The 19,258-nt window shown below is 39.1% G+C and carries 10 protein-coding genes; 4 read left to right on the plus strand and 6 right to left on the minus strand.

Translation table 11 applies throughout. The annotated features are described in order from the left end of the window. Window positions 1–96: 96 nt before the first annotated feature. From F3G86_RS00085 to pyrG, 4 genes are all read right to left on the minus strand, one after another. On the minus strand, window positions 97–306 hold the full coding sequence (locus F3G86_RS00085; protein ID WP_149722623.1) for a hypothetical protein: 210 nt from the start codon (window positions 304–306) through the stop codon (window positions 97–99). A gap of 243 nt (window positions 307–549) precedes the next feature. Continuing rightward, window positions 550–2,124: a single-stranded-DNA-specific exonuclease RecJ gene (gene recJ / locus F3G86_RS00090; RefSeq protein WP_149722624.1), complete on the minus strand. Its 1,575-nt coding sequence runs from the start codon at window positions 2,122–2,124 to the stop codon at window positions 550–552. 312 nt (window positions 2,125–2,436) lie between these two features. Then, window positions 2,437–3,039, minus strand: coding sequence for an outer membrane beta-barrel protein (locus F3G86_RS00095; protein ID WP_149722625.1), 603 nt, complete (start codon window positions 3,037–3,039; stop codon window positions 2,437–2,439). A gap of 160 nt (window positions 3,040–3,199) precedes the next feature. Beyond that, the gene (gene pyrG, locus F3G86_RS00100) at window positions 3,200–4,834 is read right to left on the minus strand and encodes a CTP synthase (protein WP_103568212.1); all 1,635 of its coding nucleotides are present in this window, start codon (window positions 4,832–4,834) and stop codon (window positions 3,200–3,202) included. Window positions 4,835–4,960: 126 nt separating this feature from the next. Between pyrG and F3G86_RS00105 the strand changes: the two genes are divergently transcribed. The 4 genes from F3G86_RS00105 (at window position 4,961) to F3G86_RS00120 (ending at window position 9,862) form a co-directional block, all read left to right on the plus strand. Further along, complete coding sequence (locus tag F3G86_RS00105) at window positions 4,961–5,176, plus strand: DUF4492 domain-containing protein (protein ID WP_149722626.1); 216 nt, start codon at window positions 4,961–4,963, stop codon at window positions 5,174–5,176. A 1-nt stretch (window position 5,177) separates the two neighbouring features. Next, the gene (locus F3G86_RS00110) at window positions 5,178–6,713 is read left to right on the plus strand and encodes a cytochrome ubiquinol oxidase subunit I (protein ID WP_149722627.1); all 1,536 of its coding nucleotides are present in this window, start codon (window positions 5,178–5,180) and stop codon (window positions 6,711–6,713) included. Then, window positions 6,706–7,830 carry a cytochrome d ubiquinol oxidase subunit II gene (locus F3G86_RS00115; RefSeq protein WP_149722628.1) on the plus strand — a complete coding sequence of 375 codons (1,125 nt, stop codon included), beginning with the start codon at window positions 6,706–6,708 and terminating at the stop codon, window positions 7,828–7,830. The genes F3G86_RS00110 and F3G86_RS00115 overlap by 8 nt, the downstream gene beginning before the upstream one ends. A gap of 265 nt (window positions 7,831–8,095) precedes the next feature. Further along, window positions 8,096–9,862: an aryl-sulfate sulfotransferase gene (locus F3G86_RS00120; protein ID WP_149722629.1), complete on the plus strand. Its 1,767-nt coding sequence runs from the start codon at window positions 8,096–8,098 to the stop codon at window positions 9,860–9,862. Window positions 9,863–9,897: 35 nt separating this feature from the next. Here F3G86_RS00120 and F3G86_RS00125 read toward each other — a convergent pair whose 3' ends face one another. Beyond that, window positions 9,898–10,248: a hypothetical protein gene (locus F3G86_RS00125; protein WP_021088445.1), complete on the minus strand. Its 351-nt coding sequence runs from the start codon at window positions 10,246–10,248 to the stop codon at window positions 9,898–9,900. A gap of 69 nt (window positions 10,249–10,317) precedes the next feature. Further along, window positions 10,318–19,258: Ig-like domain-containing protein (locus F3G86_RS00130; protein WP_188116394.1), on the minus strand; the 8,941-nt coding region annotated here is incomplete at its 5' end.

The following is a 19,258-nucleotide window of genomic DNA, read 5'->3' on the forward strand; positions in this document are numbered from 1 at the left end:
TATTAAAAAAGTAACACCTAGCCGTTAAATTTAGAAAAAATAGGCAAAAACTATAAAAATAAATTTATTTACTTATGGTGAAATTGTAAAGTCACATCAAAAAGAGCTTAGACCTCTAAAAGGTCTAAGCTCTATAGATAAATTTGGTGTTTTGGCTAATGATCTATCATTTTTAGTAAGTAAATTTTTAAAAGAGCTTCTAAACCAGCAATAAATTTGATCAAAATATTTCTGCGACAAGACAAAACAGAGCCTACCATCTTCTGGACCTATGGCGACAATGATGCTCATCGCTTCCAGCACCATACCCAGCCTTTAAAAGGTCACGCACTATACTGCCGCCGCCAAGCGCTCCTCGCACTCATGTTTTTTAGCCTCTTTTTGTCCTATCTCATAAAGGGCAAAGAGGGCACCCAATATGATCGCTATTATATATTTATGAGTAGTTCTTAGTTTGGTATTAAGAGGATTTGCCTCTTTTTTTTAGCCCTATTTGTTCGTTTCCAGTTTAGTTTATCCATCTCTTCACTTTAAAAAAGAGTTAAAAATTTATAAAATTTCTCTTATCAAAAGCTGTGGTGTCACAAGCCCACGGAACGAATTTTTAGATACGCAAAAGATGACATCCACCATCTCACCCACTCTAACGTGCCTTGTGAAGTTAAAAAATAGCGCCTCAAGCGTTTTGTTGTCTTTTTGCAAGATTAGTTTTAAGTGGTTTTGATCCCTACCTATGAGCCTTTCATTTTTTACGACAGCGTTTTCTATCTTAAAGACTGGGCGTGGATTTTTCTGTCCATATGGCTCGTAAAATTCCAAAATTTCAAGCAACTCAAAGTCGATTTCGCTTGGCATTATGTCGCCAAGTAGCTCGTCTGAGCTTTTGCACTCTTGCATATTTAGGCACGAGCAACTTTTATTTATCGCCTCTTTAAATTTTTCCAAATTTTCAGGCGCAAGAGTTAGCCCTGCTGCACCTTTGTGACCGCCATAGCTTGTTAGCAGATCTTCGTGGCTTGCGATGAGTGATAAGATATCAAGCTTGCCAATGCTTCTAGCACTGCCTTTTGCGCGTCCCTTATCTATGCTAAAGACGATAGCTGGCTTTGCAAAGTGCTTTGCTAGGCGGCTAGCTACAATGCCTATCACGCCCTCATGCCACTGCTCGCCCCAGGTGATGATGACCTCATCGTCCTCTTTTACGTCCTTTAACGAGCACTCAAAGAGTTGGCGCTCCTCCTCTTTTCTGGAGTTGTTAAATTCAATGATCGTATCAAGGTAGTTGTAAGCCTCTTCGATGCTCTTTGCACGCAAGAAGTTAAATGAATTCATCGCATCGTCCATGCGTCCGGCTGAATTTATAAGAGGCGCTATAAGAAAGCTGATATCATCACACTCAAATTTATCCTTGCCGTAAAACTCTTTTATAGCGCAAAATGCCGAGCGTTTCGAGGTATTTAACTTGCAAATACCCATGCGAACAAGCATCCTGTTCATGTCTCTTAGCTCCATCATATCAGCTATTATCGCGATGGCTAAAAGCTCTAAAAACTTGCTCATATCGTAGTTTAGCTTGCAAACATCCTTTAGCGCTCCAACCAAATACCAAGCCACTTCAGCACCGCAAATTTCGATATTTGGAAAGTTGCAGTCCTCTTGTTTTGGATTGATGATAGCGTAGGCTTCTGGTAGAACGGCTGGTGGCATGTGGTGATCTGTGATGATGAGATCTATGCCTTTTTCTTTGCAGATGCTAGCTGCTTCATTTGCTGAGATGCCGTTATCGACGGTGATTATTAGACTCACATCGCTTGCAAGCTCGTAGATGATCTCAGGGTTTAAGCCGTATCCGTCTTTAAAGCGGTTTGGGATCTTTACTAGGTAGTTTTTTACGCCAAGATCATCAAAAAACTCAGCCAAAATCACACTTGAAACCACACCATCAACGTCATAATCGCCAACAATAGCGATATGTTCATTTCTCTCGATCGCCTCTTTGATACGATTAGCGCCTTTGTAGATATCTTTTAGGGCGCTTGGCGTTGGAATTTCACTAAGTTTTTTGTGTATATCGTTACAAAATCTATGTGCTAGTAAATTCCTAATATCCTCTTTAGTTAACATAGCTTTGGCAAGGACTTTTTGACGCCCTGCCAACTTTTACTAATGCTATTTGCTCACTTAAATTTACGCCCAAACTGCCAAAAATTTGGCAACAAAAATGCTTTTTTTTCATCGTAATCTTTCGTCTTTATTTTGAATGCTTTGATTATATCTTTTTGAAATTTAATTTCTTATAATTTTCATTGAAAGTAAGATTTTTAGGGCAAAAAACTTTTGTTAAATTGATACTCTTTATAAATTAGCCATTGTAAATTTGAAGTAAAAAATGAGGGAAATTTTCAGTAAAAATAAGGGGTCATAAGACCCCAAAAATTAAAATTTATATGTATAGCCTAAGTAAGCGCCGATATCTGTTGATTTAAGATTTTTAATTTCATCTGTGTCATACCAAGATCTATCAGCTTTTACACCAAACTCAAGTGCATTGTGTTCATCAAAACTATACTCAGCACCAAGTCTTGCACCAAATAACCATCCAGCTTGTGTAAGGTCATAAGTAGCTCTTACAGTAGATGATCTAGCTTCTAAATTTAGGTCAATAATTGAAATACCTGTATAAAGACCAGCAATTAGTTTAAAGTTGTCTGTTATTGCTGGGGTATAATCACCACCTACTACAAGTTTATGATTAGTCCATTTTGCATCTATTGTGCCACTAACACCATTAACTGTGCCTTTATTGCTCTTCTTGCCCTCTGTATGATAGAAGTATCCACCATAAACTCTAGCTACTCCAAAGTCATAACCACCTTTGATACCAATATTAGGTCTGCTATCCTTTGCGCTACCAGTATCGTCTGTTAGCTTTGAGCTAAAGTCATAGCCGCCCTCAACTCCGACAAATCCACCTTGTGCTAAAGCAAATGAGCCAGCAAGTGAAAGTGCCAAAACACCTTTTAAAACGCAATTTTTCATTTTTTCTCCTTTATAAATGATTGCGTAAGCATTGTATGTTTAGCAAGATTAAAAAATACTTAAATAATTTAAATTTTATCAATAATATATTTACTTTTATTTTTAATATAAATTTGAGAGAAATTTAAAGAGAATTTGGCAAGAAAGCTTGCCAAATTTATCATTTTACGTGATTAGCCAAGCTTGCTTTTATAAAGCCTAGTATCACAGGGTTTGGTCTAGTTAAGCGGCTAGTAAATTCAGGGTGACACTGCACGCCTACAAACCACGGATGGCCTTTTAGCTCGATCGCCTCTACTAGTCCGTCGCTTTCGCCACTTACTATTAGACCAGCCTTTTCAAAGACCTCTTTATATTTTGGATTTGCCTCGTAGCGGTGGCGGTGACGCTCTTTTACGCTCTTTGCGTTGCCATAAATTTCAGCTAAAAGCGTCTTTGGCTTGATGTCGCAGTTGTAAGCACCTAGCCTCATAGTGCCGCCAAGTGGGCTTGTGTGCGTTCTTATCTGCTTTTTGCCGTGAGCATCTATGAAGCTATCTATTAGATAGATGATAGGATTTTTGCACTCTTTGTTAAATTCCATAGAATTTGCATCTTCTAAGCCTAAAACATCCCTTGCAAACTCGATCATCGCTAGCTGCATACCAAGGCAAATTCCAAGATATGGGATCTTATTTTCACGAGCAAATTTTATGGCCTGCATCTTACCTAAAACGCCTCTTTCGCCAAAACCACCAGCTACTAAGATGCCATCCACGTCTTTTAAAAGCTCATTTACATTACTCTCTTCTATCTTTTCGCTATCTATCCAGCGCAAATTTACCCTAGCATCTAAATTTGCTCCAGCGTGGATGATGCCCTCAGTTAGGCTCTTGTAGCTCTCTTTTAGATCAATATATTTGCCTACAAAGGCGATTGTTGTTTCGTTTGTTGGAGCGATGATCCTTTTTACTAGACTATCCCAGTTTGCCATGTCTGGTTTTAGCTCGCCAAAGCCTAAATTTTCAGCGATCGGCGTTAAGATATCTTGCTTTAAAAATGAAAGTGGAATTTGATAGATGCTTGCGCTGTCTAAGCTCTCTATGACGCAGTTTTTCTCCACACCACAGCTTGCTGCGATCTTATCTTTTAGCTCGCGGTTTAGTGGCATTTCAGACCTGCAGATGATGATATCTGGGCTTATGCCGATGCGTCTTAGCTCGCCTACGCTATGCTGAGTTGGCTTTGTTTTTAGCTCACCAGCTACTTTGATAAATGGCACGAGAGTTAGGTGGATATTTAGCGCTCTTTTTTTGCCAACTTCTACTCTTAAGGCTCTTATCGCCTCTAAAAATGGTAAGCCTTCGATGTCGCCAACAGTTCCGCCTATCTCAACGATGAGCACATCTTTGCCCTCGCCTGCTTTTTTGATACGATCAACTATCTCGCCAACGATGTGGGGGATCACTTGTATAGTCTTTCCAAGGTAGTCGCCACGTCGCTCTTTTTCGATGACTGAGCTATAAACTCTGCCTGTTGTGAAGTTATTGTCCTGACTTAGGCTCTCATCTAAAAATCTCTCATAGTGACCAAGATCTAGGTCCGTCTCTGCGCCATCGTCTGTGACAAAGACTTCGCCGTGCTCTAGTGGGCTCATCGTGCCAGGATCTACGTTGATATATGGGTCAGCTTTTAAAACGCTCACCTTTAAGCCAGAATTTTTAAGTAATGTCGCGATAGACGCAGCTGCGATGCCTTTTCCAAGTGAGCTTAAAACACCACCTGTGATAAAAATATACTTCGTCTCTTTTGCCATCAAATTTTCCTTAACTTTAGTTATTTTTTAATCTGCCGATTATACCCCTTAAATATTTAGTAAGGCATTAATCGTGCAATTTTTAAAAATTATTCTTTAAGTTTTTTTGTTATAGACTTCGACATCATGATTAAAAACTACTTAAAAAACATCGCCTCTTTATATATAGACGGCTTTAAAAATATGAAAATAGGCAAGAAACTATGGCTTCTCATAGCGATAAAGCTTATCATTATGTTTGGGATATTAAAGGTTTTCATCTTTGATGAAACTCTTAATACCAAATTTCAAACCGACGAAGAAAAAAGCGAATTTGTAATTCGAAATTTAATAAAGGAATAAAATGTCTGAGATGGATTTTGTTGACTGGTCTAGGGCTCAGTTTGCGCTGACTGCCATTTACCACTTTTTGTTTGTCCCGCTTACGTTGGGGCTAAGTTTTATCATCGCCATTATGGAGACGATATATGTCAAAACTGGCGATAAGGCCTGGCTTGAGATAACGAAATTTTGGCTAAAGCTCTTTGGTATAAATTTCGCCATTGGTGTAGCTACTGGTATCATCATGGAGTTTGAATTTGGTACAAACTGGGCGAATTATAGCTGGTTTGTCGGCGATATATTTGGCGCTCCGCTTGCGATTGAAGGCTTGCTAGCATTTTTCATGGAGAGTACATTTTTTGCCATTATGTTTTTTGGCTGGGATAAAGTTAGCAAGAAATTTCACCTATTTTCAACTTGGCTTGTTGCGATCGGTTCAAATTTAAGCGCACTTTGGATCTTAATCGCAAACGGCTGGATGCAATACCCAATCGGCATGAAATTTAACCCAGACACAGCTAGAATGGAGATGGAAAATTTCTTCGAAGTAGCGCTAAATCCACTTGGTATCACTAAATTTTTACACACAGTAACTAGCGGCTACACTATCTCGGCTATTTTTGTGATAGGAATTTCAGCTTGGTTTTTGATCCAAAAACGCCACATCTTGCTTGCTAAAAAAAGCATCGTAGTTGCTAGCGCATTTGGTCTTATCACTTCAGCATTTTTGCTACTTAGCGGTGATGAGAGCGCATATCTTGCAGCTCAAAAGCAGCCTATGAAGCTAGCAGCCATGGAGGGACTTTACAAGGGCGAGCAAAACGCTGGCCTAGTTGCAGCTGGTATTTTAAACCCAGCTAAAAAGCTTGGCGATGAGAGCGATGCCTTTTTGTTTGAGATAAAAGTACCTTACGCACTTGGCATCATGGCAAACAGAGAGCTTGACTCATTTACGCCAGGCATCAACGACCTACTTTACGGCAACAGCGAGCACAATCTAATAAGCGTAGAAGAGAAGATGGCAAAAGGTAAAGTAGCTATCGAAGCTCTTAAAAACTACAAAGAGGCTAAAAAAACAAATGATGAGAGCTTGATGAAAAGCTCGCTTTCAAATTTAGAGAGCAACCTAAATTTCTTAGGATATGGCTATCTTAAGGACGCAAAAGATGCTGTGCCACCAGTTGCACTTACATTTTATAGCTTCCACATCATGGTTGCACTTGGCACTTACTTCATAGCTCTTTTTGTTATCACTCTTTATCTAAATCTCTCAAGAAAATATAAATTTGAAAACATAAGAGCCTTTTTGTGGATCTGCCTCTTTACCATACCGCTTGGCTACATCGCAGCTGAGGCTGGCTGGATAGTAGCAGAGGTCGGCCGTCAGCCATGGGCGATACAATATCTCATGACCGTTGGCGTCGGAGCTACAAATTTATCTGACTCAAATGTCAAAATTTCATTTATATTATTTGCTGTTTTATTTACGGTCTTGCTGATTGCCGAGATCAAAATCATGCTTAAGCAAATAAAGATAGGATTTAACGACCATGCATAGTTTAAGCTTAGAAAATTTACAAATTTATTGGTGGTTTATAGTTAGCCTTCTTGGCGGACTTTTGGTCTTTATGATGTTTGTTCAAGGCGGTCAAACACTCATCTTTAGCCTTGGTAAGGACGAGCTTAAAAAAGATATGCTCATAAATTCTATCGGTAGAAAGTGGGAGCTTACATTTACGACGCTTGTTATGTTTGGCGGTGCGTGCTTTGCGGCATTCCCGCTATTTTACGCTACTAGTTTTGGTGGTGCTTACTGGGTTTGGCTGGCTATTTTATTTTGCTTTATCGTTCAAGCTGTAAGCTACGAGTACCGCAAAAAGCCTGATAACTTCTTAGGCGCTAGAACTTATGAAATTTTCCTTTTCATAAATGGCTCACTTGGCGTTATCCTTATCGGCATGGCGGTTAGCACATTTTTTAGCGGTAGTGATTTTGTGCTAAATGAGCACAACTTTGTCGAGTGGAAGACTCCATTTCGTGGTCTTGAAGCTTTATCAAATCCTTACTTGTACTTGCTTGGCATAGCGATGTTTTTCCTATCTCGCATAGGCGGCTGCTTGTATCTTATGAACAACATTGCTGATGGCGAATTTATACAAAACGCTAGAAAACAGCTGCTTATCAACACCGTGCTATTCTTGCCATTTTTCTTAGGATTTCTTGCGTGGATACTTACAAAAGATGGCTTTGCATACGACGCAAACGGCGTAGTTAGCCTTGTGCCTTACAAATACGCTATAAATTTGATCGAGATGCCTATCGCTGGCATATTGCTTCTTGTTGGCGTGCTTTTGGTGCTTGTTGGAATTTTCCAAGGAGCATTTACAAAAAGCATTCGCGGAATTTTCGCTTACGGCGTTGGCGTTACGCTAGCTGTGACCGCGCTATTTTTGATAACAGGATTAAACGGCACAGCATTTTATCCGTCATTTAGCGACCTTGCTAGTTCGCTAACTATCAAAAATGCAAGCTCGAGCCACTACACACTTGGCGTTATGGCCTATGTTAGCTTGCTAGTGCCTTTCGTGCTTGCCTATATCGTCGTAGTTTGGAGAGCGATAGATAGCAAGAAGATCACGCAAGATGAGATCAAAAACGATCATCACGCATACTAAGGATAAAAGATGTTAGAAGCAGGAATTTTTTTGATACTTTGGCCAGTAACGCTATTTATTAGCTACAAATTTGTTCTATTTTCTCTTAAGAAATTTGACGCAAATAACTAAAATTTAGGGGCTTTTGCTCCTAAATTCTTCTTTTTATTTTTACCTCTTAAAACGACTTCTTTTATAAATTTACTTAAGCCTATTTTCATATAAGCGTTAGTTTTGTGTGAAATTTGGGGAGTAAGATATCATTAAATTTCACAAAGGAGCGAAAATGAGCAAGAATTTCTTAGGTTCTGTTGCCCTTGCGGCTGTTTTGGTGAGTGGTTTTGGCTTTAGTGCTCCACTAAACGCTGGAGTCTTGGCTCATCAAGTAAAGGTTCAAGGAGAGCTTGGCTCAGTCTTTATAAACCCCTACGACGTATCGCCGCTAACTGCTATCATCGATAGAGCTGGCAAAGATATCAAAGATATCCACGTCAAAGTAAAAGGCAAGCCAGATGGCGGTATCGATATCGACTACAACGTCTCAGAGCATGCCTTGCTTACGCATGACGGTGTGCCTATTTGGGGACTTTATCCTGACTATCTAAATGAGGTCGAGCTTAGCTACACATTTAACGGAGCTAAAAAGGTTGAGACATATAAAATTTACGCCCAGCCTATCGTCACATATAGCCGTGATTTTAGGTTCTCACACATGCAAAAGACTCGCGTCAAAAAGGTCGATCCTACCTTTAAAAACAGGCTCTATCTCATAAATAATACGATCACAAGCGTCTATAAACCGCTTGATTGGAAAAATGGTGGAGCTGCTAGCTGGAACGACTTTACCGAAAACTACATCGTAGATACCAAAGGCGAGGTCAGATGGTACCTTGACTATCAGAAATTTTACGACCGTAGCGAGAGAAGAGTGATGGATGGGGGTATGATGATGGGCTTTCATCAGCTAAAAAACGGCGATATCAGCTTTGGCATGGCTCAAAGATATCTTAGATATGATCTAATGGGAAAAGAAATTTACAACCGCCCACTTCCTAGAGGCTACATCGACCTAAGCCACGAGGTGATGCCACTAAAAGATGATCACGCACTTCTTAGAGTAGCAAAATACAACTATCATCACAAAAATGGCAAAATTTCTCACACCATAAGAGACCACATCATCGAGGTCGATAACACTGGCAAGGTGGTCGAAGAGTGGGATCTAAATGAAATTTTTGGCAACAACGTTTATCGCAGCAACCTCATAAAAGCACTTGATGCTAGGGCTGTTTGCCTAAATATCGACATGGACGCAAAAGAGATCAAGATAAGCGACGATCAGCCATTTGGCGATGTCACCTCCACTGGCACAGGCAGAAACTGGGCGCATGTAAATTCTATCTCATACGATGAGAGCGATGATAGCATCATCCTTTCGCTTCGTCACCAAGGCATCGTAAAGATAGGACGCGATAAAAAAGTAAAATGGATATTAGCCTCGCCTGAGGGTTGGAGCGAGGACTTTAAAGCAAAAGTGCTAACTCCAGTAGATAGTAAAGGCAACAAGATAAAATGCGAAAACTCAAAATGCGAGGGCGAATTTGACTGGTCATGGACACAGCATACCGCATGGCTAACGCCAAGATACGAAAACAAGGGCGATATAAAGCATATAAGCGTCTTTGACAATGGCGATGCTAGAGGCATGGAGCAGCCAGCCTTTAAAGAGGATAAATACTCTCGTGCGGTTGAATACAAGATAGATGAGAAAAAGGGTACTGTTGAGCAGACTTGGCAGTTTGGTAAGGAGCGTGGATTTGACTTTTATAGCGCGGTTACTAGTAATGTCGAGTGGCAAAAGGATAAAAACACCTACTTTATCTCAAGCTCAAACGTAAATTTACTTCGCCCTGACAAGACTATCAAAATGGTCTTAGTCGAGATTGACCCAAAGACAAATGAGGTCAAATTTGAGATGGATGTGGATTCTGCTTCAAGAGATGATGTCGCTTATAGAGCGATGGTTATCGATCCTGAAGTGTTTAGTTATTAAATTTTGGTGTGAGACCCCCTCTCACACCTAGTGTATTAGTTATTATTTTGAAATTTATAAATTTCTTCTTTGACGCTAGTTAGGTCAAAATTTATCGCCCGCTCTAGCTCTAGCAAGCTTACATCTTTGTCTATCTCAAGAGCCATCGCTATCTCATTTAGCTCTTTTGCTTCCTCATTTGCGAGGATCGCACTCTTAAAACTAGCCTCATCTATCTGGCCAAATTTTAAAAAAATCGATTTAAATTTATCTTTTAAAATTTCTCTACTTAGCTTTTTATCTTCTAAAGCCTTCTTCGTGCCACCATTTCTGTTACAGGTTCTAAATATAAAATCTATTGTTTCATTTACTTCATCAAGTAAATTTTTTGTCTTCTCGCTTTGCATACAAACTCCCTTCACCGCAAACAAATTCAAAGCAAGGCAGACTTTATCCGCCCCGCTTATATTTTTAGACTAGATAACGTGGATCTCGTCTTTGATTTGAATAGTTACGGTGTTGTTTGTATATGTTGTGTAACCATCTTCTGAAGCACCTTGATGCCATCCGCTGCCTTTAACGTCCTCTTTTAGATCGACTACATCACCTTTATCGCCTGTGATTTTTAGCGTATGTTTGTCATCAGTCATGTCTAGGACATCATTGATGCCAACTTTTAGAGTAGTGTTTTTAACACCAGATATATCAAGCTCTTCAAAATTCTTAGCATGATATGAAACATGTTTTAGATCTATGGTATCTTCTGGGCTAGAGATGATTAGCTTATCATAGCCTTTACCGCCATCAAGGGCACCTTTATCATCTACGCCACCTATAACGTGTGCTGCTTTGATAGTTAGAGTATCATCGCCATTGCCTAGATCTATCTTAGCTTTATCTATAGCATTGCCTTTGATAGTTACGCTATCGTTGCCATCGCCAGTTGAAATTCCGACTTTAGTAAATATAGTATTTGCTACTGTATCTCCTACTATCACAGTGTCATTACCTGCACCTGTGATGATCTTAGCACCATTAGCAACATCGTCTTTGATCTCTATGTAGTCATCACCTTTGCCAGATATAACAGTAGAGCTATCAAGGTCTGCAGCTACAACTAATCTATTATTGCCATCACCTAGATCTATCTTAGAGTCCATGTTTATCCAGCCCCAGCCATTACCACTCTTATGGATATTTACTACATCATCACCAGAGCCAAGTGTAAATTCTGATTTATGAGTTATAGTTTTGACATCTATCTCATAGTTATCATTACCATTTATCTGTGATTGCAACTCAGTAGAAGCTTTTAGTACTGGTCCGTGTCCTTCTAGCCATAAGCCTGTATCATTATCTCCATATATAGCTTCAGCATTGATCTTTGTATTTTTAACAGGATCAGCTGGCTTATCACTAAAGTCAAATACTAGATCTTCACTTGCTTGTTTGCCCATATTTCCAGCTTCATCTACTAAATAAGCTTTAGCGCTTAGGTTAAAGCCATTAGCTGTTTTACCAAAAGGTATTAACTCTTTTGATGGATAGGTAATGTTTGCAACAGAAGTTAGATCTACATATCCTCTCTTAAGGTCAAGCTCTGTAATAGTTATTGGTTCTTTAACAACACCTTTATTCCATGCTCCAACATTTGAATGAACTTCATAATATAGCTTATCACCAACTTTAATTAAGCCTTGATCAACTGCCTCTTTTGAGAATCTAGCGCAGCAATATATAACGTTATTTTCGTTAGATATATTATCACTCCAGCTATATTTACCATCATGGTTTTTATCACCAAGATAATCAATCCTTAAATCAACTATCTTAGTATCGACTGTTACATTAGCTACATATTCAAGGCTAGTGTTACCAGCTTTATCTACTGCTTGGTATGAGATTATATGCTCACCATCGCTAAGAGGATTAGTGATCTTGTATTCCCAATGACCATTTTTATCAGCTTTAGTGGTAACCTCATTCTCATGATGCTCACCATATTTTATGATGATTACAGATCCAGCCTCTGCTGTGCCTTTTAGAAGTGGAGTATTATCATTTGTAACCTTGTCTTTAACGTTTCCTGTAAAATCAACTACATCGTTGGTTTTTACACTATCTTCGATACTTGTCAAAGTTACCTCAGGCCCTGTAGTATCAACTGTTACAGTGATTGGGCTTGAAGACTCACTCTCTTTGCCAAAGATATTTTTAGCAATTGCTGTGATCTTATAGTCGCCATCAGCCCATGGAGAATTCTCCTCTGGTTCATAATGCCAACTACCGTTAGCATTCACTGGGATATTATCAGCGATTACTGTATCGCCATTTTTAAGAGTGATAGTTGTGCCAGCTTCAGCTTTACCCACCAACGTAGGGGTTTTGTCATTTGTTATAGCTATAGTACCCTCTAAGACATTGCCAGTTGTATCTCCAGCGTTTGTATCGGTTGGGTTCTTTGGATCTATGCCATACTCATTATCTAAAACTGCTATGATAGTTGGAGCTTTTGGAGCAAAACCTACTATTTTTACTGCATCCATAGAACCTTCACTTACATTACCTGCATCATCGACTAGTCTATAAGATGGAGTTTGGAAGCCTCTTGATTTTGGCATATCGATGCTAAATTCATCTCTTTCTATAAAGCCTTTAGCTATATCTTGCGCAGTTACTTTAAAGATATCTGTCCAAGTTTTAGCGTCGCTTCCAAGAATTTGAACCCTATCGCCTGCTTTTACAGTGTTTTCTGGAATGTCGATAACCCATTTAAGCTTGCCATCTTTTAGAGCTGAAGCATCATTTATGTCTATCTTCTTATCGCTATTTGTATCAGTTGTTATCTTAACTGTTGGAACGCCGATAGTTGTATCAACATCTACACTTGACCACTCTGATACAGCACTTCTATTGCCTACTCTATCGGTTGTTTGAACTTTAAGAGTATGTACTCCATCTTCTAGTGCAGCATGTACTTCGCCACCCCATTTTAAATTTGCCTCAAATGTATATTCCCAGTTGCCATCTTTATCAGCTGTAACTGTTACTTCTTTGCCATCTTTAAATACTAGTTTATCATCTACTATTATCTTAACGGTTGAGAATGCCTCAGCTGTACCTTTTAGTGTTGGCAAGTTGTCATTTGTAAGAGCATTTTTAACATTACCTACAACACCACCAGCAACATCATCGATGATCTCAGTTATAACTGGCTGTGTAGTGCTTGTATCAACATTTACAGTTGCGACATTTGATGGATCGCTAACATTACCAGCTTTATCGGTTGCGATAGCTACTACATTGTACTTACCTTCAGCAAGTGGAGATTTTGGAGTAAATTCCCAGTTGCCATCACTATCTACAACAACTTTTTCAGCGATAATATCGTTACCATTTTTAAGAATGATAGTTGAGCCAGCCTCAGCTTTGCCTTTAAATGTAGGTGTAGTATCATTTGTAAAGCCGTCATTTACACCAAGTATATTTCCGCCATTTTCAACACCACCCCACCAGTTATCTGTTACTGCGGTGATGACTGGAGCGTCAATATGAGTATCAACATCTATGCTTACTAGAGCAGAAGGTTGGCTGTTATTGCCAGCTACGTCGGTCGCTTGAGCTTCAAAGTTATGGTGTCCATCGCTTAGTTTAGGTGTTGTAAATTCCCAGTTACCATCTTTATCAGCTACTGCAGTCCAGTTGCTGATAACTTCACCATTTTCAAATCTATAACTACCTCTACCATCAATCTTGATCTCAACAGTCGCAAATGGCTCAGCTGTGCCTTTTAGAGTTGGAGTGTTGTCGTTTGTTAAGCCACCTTTAACATCGCCATTTACTACGCCACCAGCTACATTATCAATGATCTCAGTGATGACTGGTTCATCAGAGTGAAGATCGATCTTGATAGTTGCAGCATCTGAAGGAGCGCTTACTTTACCAGCTGCATTTTTTGCAGTTGCTGTTATACTGTAATCACCCTGAGCAAGTGGAGTTTTTATAGTAAATTCCCAGCTACCATCAGTTTTTACAGGGATATTATCAGCGATAACATCATTACCATTTTTAAGAGTGATAGTCGTACCTGGTTTTGCTGTGCCTTTAAATGTAGGCGTGCTATCATTTGTTAAGCCACCTTTAACATCTTCGTTAAATTTACCGCCCCTTTGATCATCAATTACTTCTGTGATTACTGGAGCTTCTGGAGCTTTAGTATTCTCACTATCTTCACCTATCACCTTGCTATCCTTGCCTGGGTTGTTAGGGTTATTTGGATTGATGATCTCTGCTGTTACATTGTTGTCTTTACCTGGGTTTAGATCAACTGGGATATCAATCTTACCTTTATCGATGTCATCTTGGTTGATTGGTTTTTCAGTCTTTTTGCCATTGTCATCAGTAACTACTACTTTATCACCTGGTTTTACTGAACCATCTTTTGGTATAGTAACTTCTACTGTTGTTTTACCAGCATCTTTGTCACCAGCTTTGTTTTCATCATCAGAAATTTTGCCATCTTTGTTTGTATCTTCTGGGAATTTAATTTCTGGGTTGCTTGGTTTTCTGTTAAATTCGCTGTCAAGTTGTACATTAGCATGTATAGCTGTGCTTTGGTTACCAACTAGATCGACTATTCTATAGCTTGGGCTTTCAAAGTGTTTTCCTGATAAAGTTGCTTCGTATTCAAAGCTTTTACCTAGATCGTCATTTGATAAGACTTTTTCGATCTTCCACTTACCATCTTTTCCAAGTACTTGAAGAACATCACCTGCGCTTACAGTGCCATCTTTTGGTATCTCTACTTCCCAGTGGATCTTACTATCTTTTAAATTCTTAGCTTCTTCTACGCTTAGAACTCCATTGTGATCTGTATCTTCTTTTATAGATACTTTTGGAGCGCCGATAGTTGTATCAACTTCTAGTGCAGAAGTTGCTTCGCTAGTGTTGCCAGCTGCATCTGTTACTACTGCTTTTATAACATGAACACGGCCAACAAGATCTGCTAGTGGCTCTTTATAGTCGCTTGGTTTAAATTCCCAGTTGCCATCTTTGTCAGCTGTGGCTCTACCAAACTCTTTGTTATTATCATAAAGAATCACTTCTTGATTTGCATCAGCTGTACCTTTTATAGTTGGCTTATTGTCATTTGTGTTAGTGCCTGCAACATTGCCTTTATATACACCACCTTCTACATTATCAATGATGCCTGTGATCTTAACATTTGGAGCTGTAAAGTCTGAGTCTATGCTACTAGATACTTCTTTACTAGCATTACCAGCTTGATCAACGATCTTAGCTGTTACGCTTGAAGCTTTACCATCAACTACTGGTACTTTGATCTCTACATATCCAGTTACTCTGTCATTGTAAGTAATAGTATGTGTTTTTTCCTCACCATTTACAGTGTAGTGGATCACATCATTTTCTTCAGCATCACCTGGGACAGAAATTTGAGCTTTTGTGCTAGTACTATCGCCATCTTTGCTATTTTCAGCTTTATTTAGCTTGCCATCTTTTGGATTTACATCTTCAACAAATGTAATTGTTGGTTCTGATGGAGCTATTAGATCAGCATTAACTACTACAACCTCTGAGAAGTCTGAGATGTTTCCTGCTTTATCTTGTGCTCTTGTAGTATATTTATACTCACCATCTCCTAATTCAGGTAGTTCAAATTTCCAACCACCATGATTATCAGCTGTGACTGTTCCTATAGCTGTTTTATCGCCATTTAGCTCGCTAATCTCATATATAGTGATGACTGAATCAGGCTCAGCATATCCCTCAAGAGTTGGTGTGCTGTCGTTTGTTAGAGCAACTTTTGTTTTAGCGTCTAAAACGTTGCCAGTTTGGCTATCTACATTGTCATTTACAGCATCTATTACAGGAGCATCTGCAAATGTATCAACATCAAGTGAAACTCTATCAGATGTTGATTTATTGCCTACTTTATCTGTAGCAACTGCTTCAAAGTAATGCTCTCCATCACCCATAGCTTCAGTTGGTGTAAAGCTCCATTTGCCATTAGCATTAGCTACTGTTTTACCAACTAGAGTTTTTTCTGTAGTTGTGTAGAAGCTTTCGTAAATTTCTACTGTTGCACCTGGTGCTGCACTGCCTTTGAATGTTGGTAGATTATCGTTTGTTAGGCCATTTTTAACATCACCATTTACTACACCACCAGTTACATCATCGATGATCTCATCAATTGTTACTTTAACAGTGCTTGAAGCCTCACCTATCACCTTGCTATCCTTGCCTGGGTTGTTAGGGTTATTTGGATTGATGATCTCTGCTGTTACATTGTTGTCTTTACCTGGGTTTAGATCAACTGGGATATCAATCTTACCTTTATCGATGTCATCTTGGTTGATTGGTTTTTCAGTCTTTTTGCCATTGTCATCAGTAACTACTACTTTATCACCTGGTTTTACTGAACCATCTTTTGGTATAGTAACTTCTACTGTTGTTTTACCAGCATCTTTGTCACCAGCTTTGTTTTCATCATCAGAAATTTTGCCATCTTTGTTTGTATCTTCTGGGAATTTAATTTCTGGGTTGCTTGGTTTTCTGTTAAATTCGCTGTCAAGTGAAAGGCTAGCTTTTGATGAATCGCTAACATTGCCAGCATCATCAGCAAATCTATACTCTGGAGTTTCATATTTTCCATCTTTTAGTTTGTTGATATCAACGTTAAATGTAGCTTCAAATCTACCATCTTTGATCATCTCATCAGTGATCTCAACAAATTTAACCCAATTACCTTTGCCGTCGATTGACTGGATCACATCGCCAGCTTTTACGCTACCGTCTGTTGGGATGTCGATAACCCAGTGAGCTTTGCCATCTTTTATAGAAGCCACTTCAGCAACGCTTAAGACACCGTCGTTATTTGTATCTTCTACAAATCTAACTTTTGGATTGCCTATTATTGTATCAACATCTACGCTTGCCTCAATAGATTTAGCACTATGTCCTAGTTTATCAGTCGCTTCTACGACAAATTTATGCTCGCCGTCACTAAGTTTAGTTCTAGGAGTAAATTCCCAACTACCATCAAAGCCAGCTTTTGTAGTGCCTGCTATCTTACCATCAACAAATACTTTTATATCTGCACCAGCTTCAGCGCTACCTTTTAGTGTTGGAGTGTTGTCATTTGTGACCTTACCTTTAACATCGCCATTTTCTACGCCACCAGCTACATTATCAACGATCTCTTTGATCTCTGGTATATCTGTTGCAGTATCAACTGTTAAGCTTACAACGTTTGAGTTTTGAACTGGGTTTTTGACATAGTCTTGCATACTAGCTTCAACAGTATAGTCGCCATCATTTAGTGGTTTATCTACTGTGATAGACCAGTCGCCAAGGCTATCTTCTACATAAACTTCACCACTCCATACTACCTTGCCACTGCTATCTTTTACGCTAACAGTTACAGTTGAGTAAGGCTCTGCAAAGCCGTTTATAGTTGGAGTGTTATCTTTTGTAGCACCTTCATAAGCACCATTTAGAGCATCATCACCGTTGTCATCTGTTACGCTAGTGATTACTACTTTGCCTGGGTTGGTATCTACTTTTATAGTTTCAATATCTGAAGTGTTTGTATTGCCTATCTTATCAGTTGCCTCTACATAGAATGTATGATCGCCATCGCTAAGTTTAGTTCTAGGAGTAAATTCCCAGCTACCATCAAAGCCAGCTTTTGTAGTGCCTGCTATCTTACCATCAACAAATACTTTTATATCTGCACCAGCTTCAGCGCTACCTTTTAGTGTTGGAGTGTTGTCATTAGTCCAGTTATTTTTAGAGCTTATATCGCCTGTATCACCTTCAACATCATCAATAATCTCTTTAATGACTGGTTTGTCAGTTGCGTTGTCTATTGTAAGATTTACAACGTTTGAGTTTTGAACTGGGTTTTTGACATAGTCTTGCATACTAGCTTCAACAGTATAGTCGCCATCATTTAATGCTACTGGTACGTCAATATGCCAATCGCCAAGGCTATCTTCTATATATACTTCATCGCTCCATACTACTTTACCGCTACTATCTTTTACGCTAACAGTTACAGTTGCGTACTGCTCGCCTGTACCCCAAATAGTAGGAGTATTGTCTTTTGTAGCACCTTCATAAGAGCCATTTAGTACGTCATCACCATTGTCATCTGTTATTCTAGTGATTACTACTTGACCTGGATTAGTATCTACTTTTATCCAAGAAATTTCTGAGTTCTCGCTTACGTTGCCAGCTTCATCTGTTGCGATAGCATAGAATGAGTGCTTGCCGTCGCTTAGTTTGCTAGTTGCATACTCCCACTCACCTTTTTCATTAGCTTTTACGCTACCTGCTTTTCTACCATCTACATAGACATCAACGGTTGCACCAGCCTCAGCACTACCTTTTAATGTTGGGGTATTGTCATTTGTCCAGCCAATTCTTTCGTTTTTCACGTTGCCTGTATCCCCTTCTACATTATCTATAATTTCATTAATTACTGGTTTAGAAGTATGAAGATCTATTGTTACAGTAGCTACATTTGATGCATTGCTTACATTGCCAGCTTTATCTGTTGCAGTTGCTGTTATGCTGTATTCACCTTCAGCAAGTGAGCTCTTTGGTGTAAATTCCCATGATCCATCAGCTTTTACAGGGATATTTTCAGCGATGATATCATTGCCATTTTTAAGAGTTATGGTTGAGCCTGCCTCAGCTGTACCTTTAAATGTAGGAGTGCTATCGTTTGTAGTACCACCTTTAACGTCTTCGTTAAATTTACCACCCTTAACATCATCTATTACTTCTGTGATGACTGGAGCATCTGGAGCTGTTTTATCAGTAAAGTCTGTATTGCCAGCTGTTCCTTCGCCGTTACCTTTGTTGCCAGCTTTATCGGTTACTTCAACATTTACTTTATCACCTGGTTTGATTGGATCAGTAGTGATTTCGAAATTTCCTTTATCATCAGTTGTGCCAGTGCCAATTATTTTGCCATCTTTGTCTTTTACTACCACTGGAGCATTTGGCTCATCTGAATGACCTTTTACTATACCTTTATCTGGGTTGCCATCAGCTGGGTTGTTTGTATCAACTGGAGTTACCTCTTTAACTTCTACGCTTGGAGGTGTATTATCAACAAATTCTGTATCCCCTGCAGTCTCTGTATCACTACCTTTATGACCAGCTTTATCAGTTACTTCTACTTTTACTTTATCACCTGGTTTGATTGGAGTAGTAGTGATTTCGAAATTTCCTTTATCATCAGTTGTGCCAGTACCTATTGTTTTACCATTTTCATCAGTAACAACTACTGGAGCATTTGGCTCATCTGATTTACCTTTTACGATACCTTTATCTGGAGTACCATCTGATGGGTTAGTCTCATCTACTGGAGTTACAGTATCGATATTT

This window comes from Campylobacter concisus (assembly GCF_902460595.1).
Lineage (GTDB): Bacteria > Campylobacterota > Campylobacteria > Campylobacterales > Campylobacteraceae > Campylobacter_A > Campylobacter_A concisus_BL.

What these genes read in the sequence shown, in the direction of transcription:
- F3G86_RS00085 (WP_149722623.1), bottom strand. Translation starts at nt 306, where the DNA reads ATGGTGCTGGAAGCGATGAGCATCATTGTCGCCATAGGTCCAGAAGAT.
- recJ (WP_149722624.1), bottom strand. Translation starts at nt 2,124, where the DNA reads ATGTTAACTAAAGAGGATATTAGGAATTTACTAGCACATAGATTTTGT.
- F3G86_RS00095 (WP_149722625.1), bottom strand. Translation starts at nt 3,039, where the DNA reads ATGAAAAATTGCGTTTTAAAAGGTGTTTTGGCACTTTCACTTGCTGGC.
- pyrG (WP_103568212.1), bottom strand. Translation starts at nt 4,834, where the DNA reads ATGGCAAAAGAGACGAAGTATATTTTTATCACAGGTGGTGTTTTAAGC.
- F3G86_RS00105 (WP_149722626.1), top strand. Translation starts at nt 4,961, where the DNA reads ATGATTAAAAACTACTTAAAAAACATCGCCTCTTTATATATAGACGGC.
- F3G86_RS00110 (WP_149722627.1), top strand. Translation starts at nt 5,178, where the DNA reads ATGTCTGAGATGGATTTTGTTGACTGGTCTAGGGCTCAGTTTGCGCTG.
- F3G86_RS00115 (WP_149722628.1), top strand. Translation starts at nt 6,706, where the DNA reads ATGCATAGTTTAAGCTTAGAAAATTTACAAATTTATTGGTGGTTTATA.
- F3G86_RS00120 (WP_149722629.1), top strand. Translation starts at nt 8,096, where the DNA reads ATGAGCAAGAATTTCTTAGGTTCTGTTGCCCTTGCGGCTGTTTTGGTG.
- F3G86_RS00125 (WP_021088445.1), bottom strand. Translation starts at nt 10,248, where the DNA reads ATGCAAAGCGAGAAGACAAAAAATTTACTTGATGAAGTAAATGAAACA.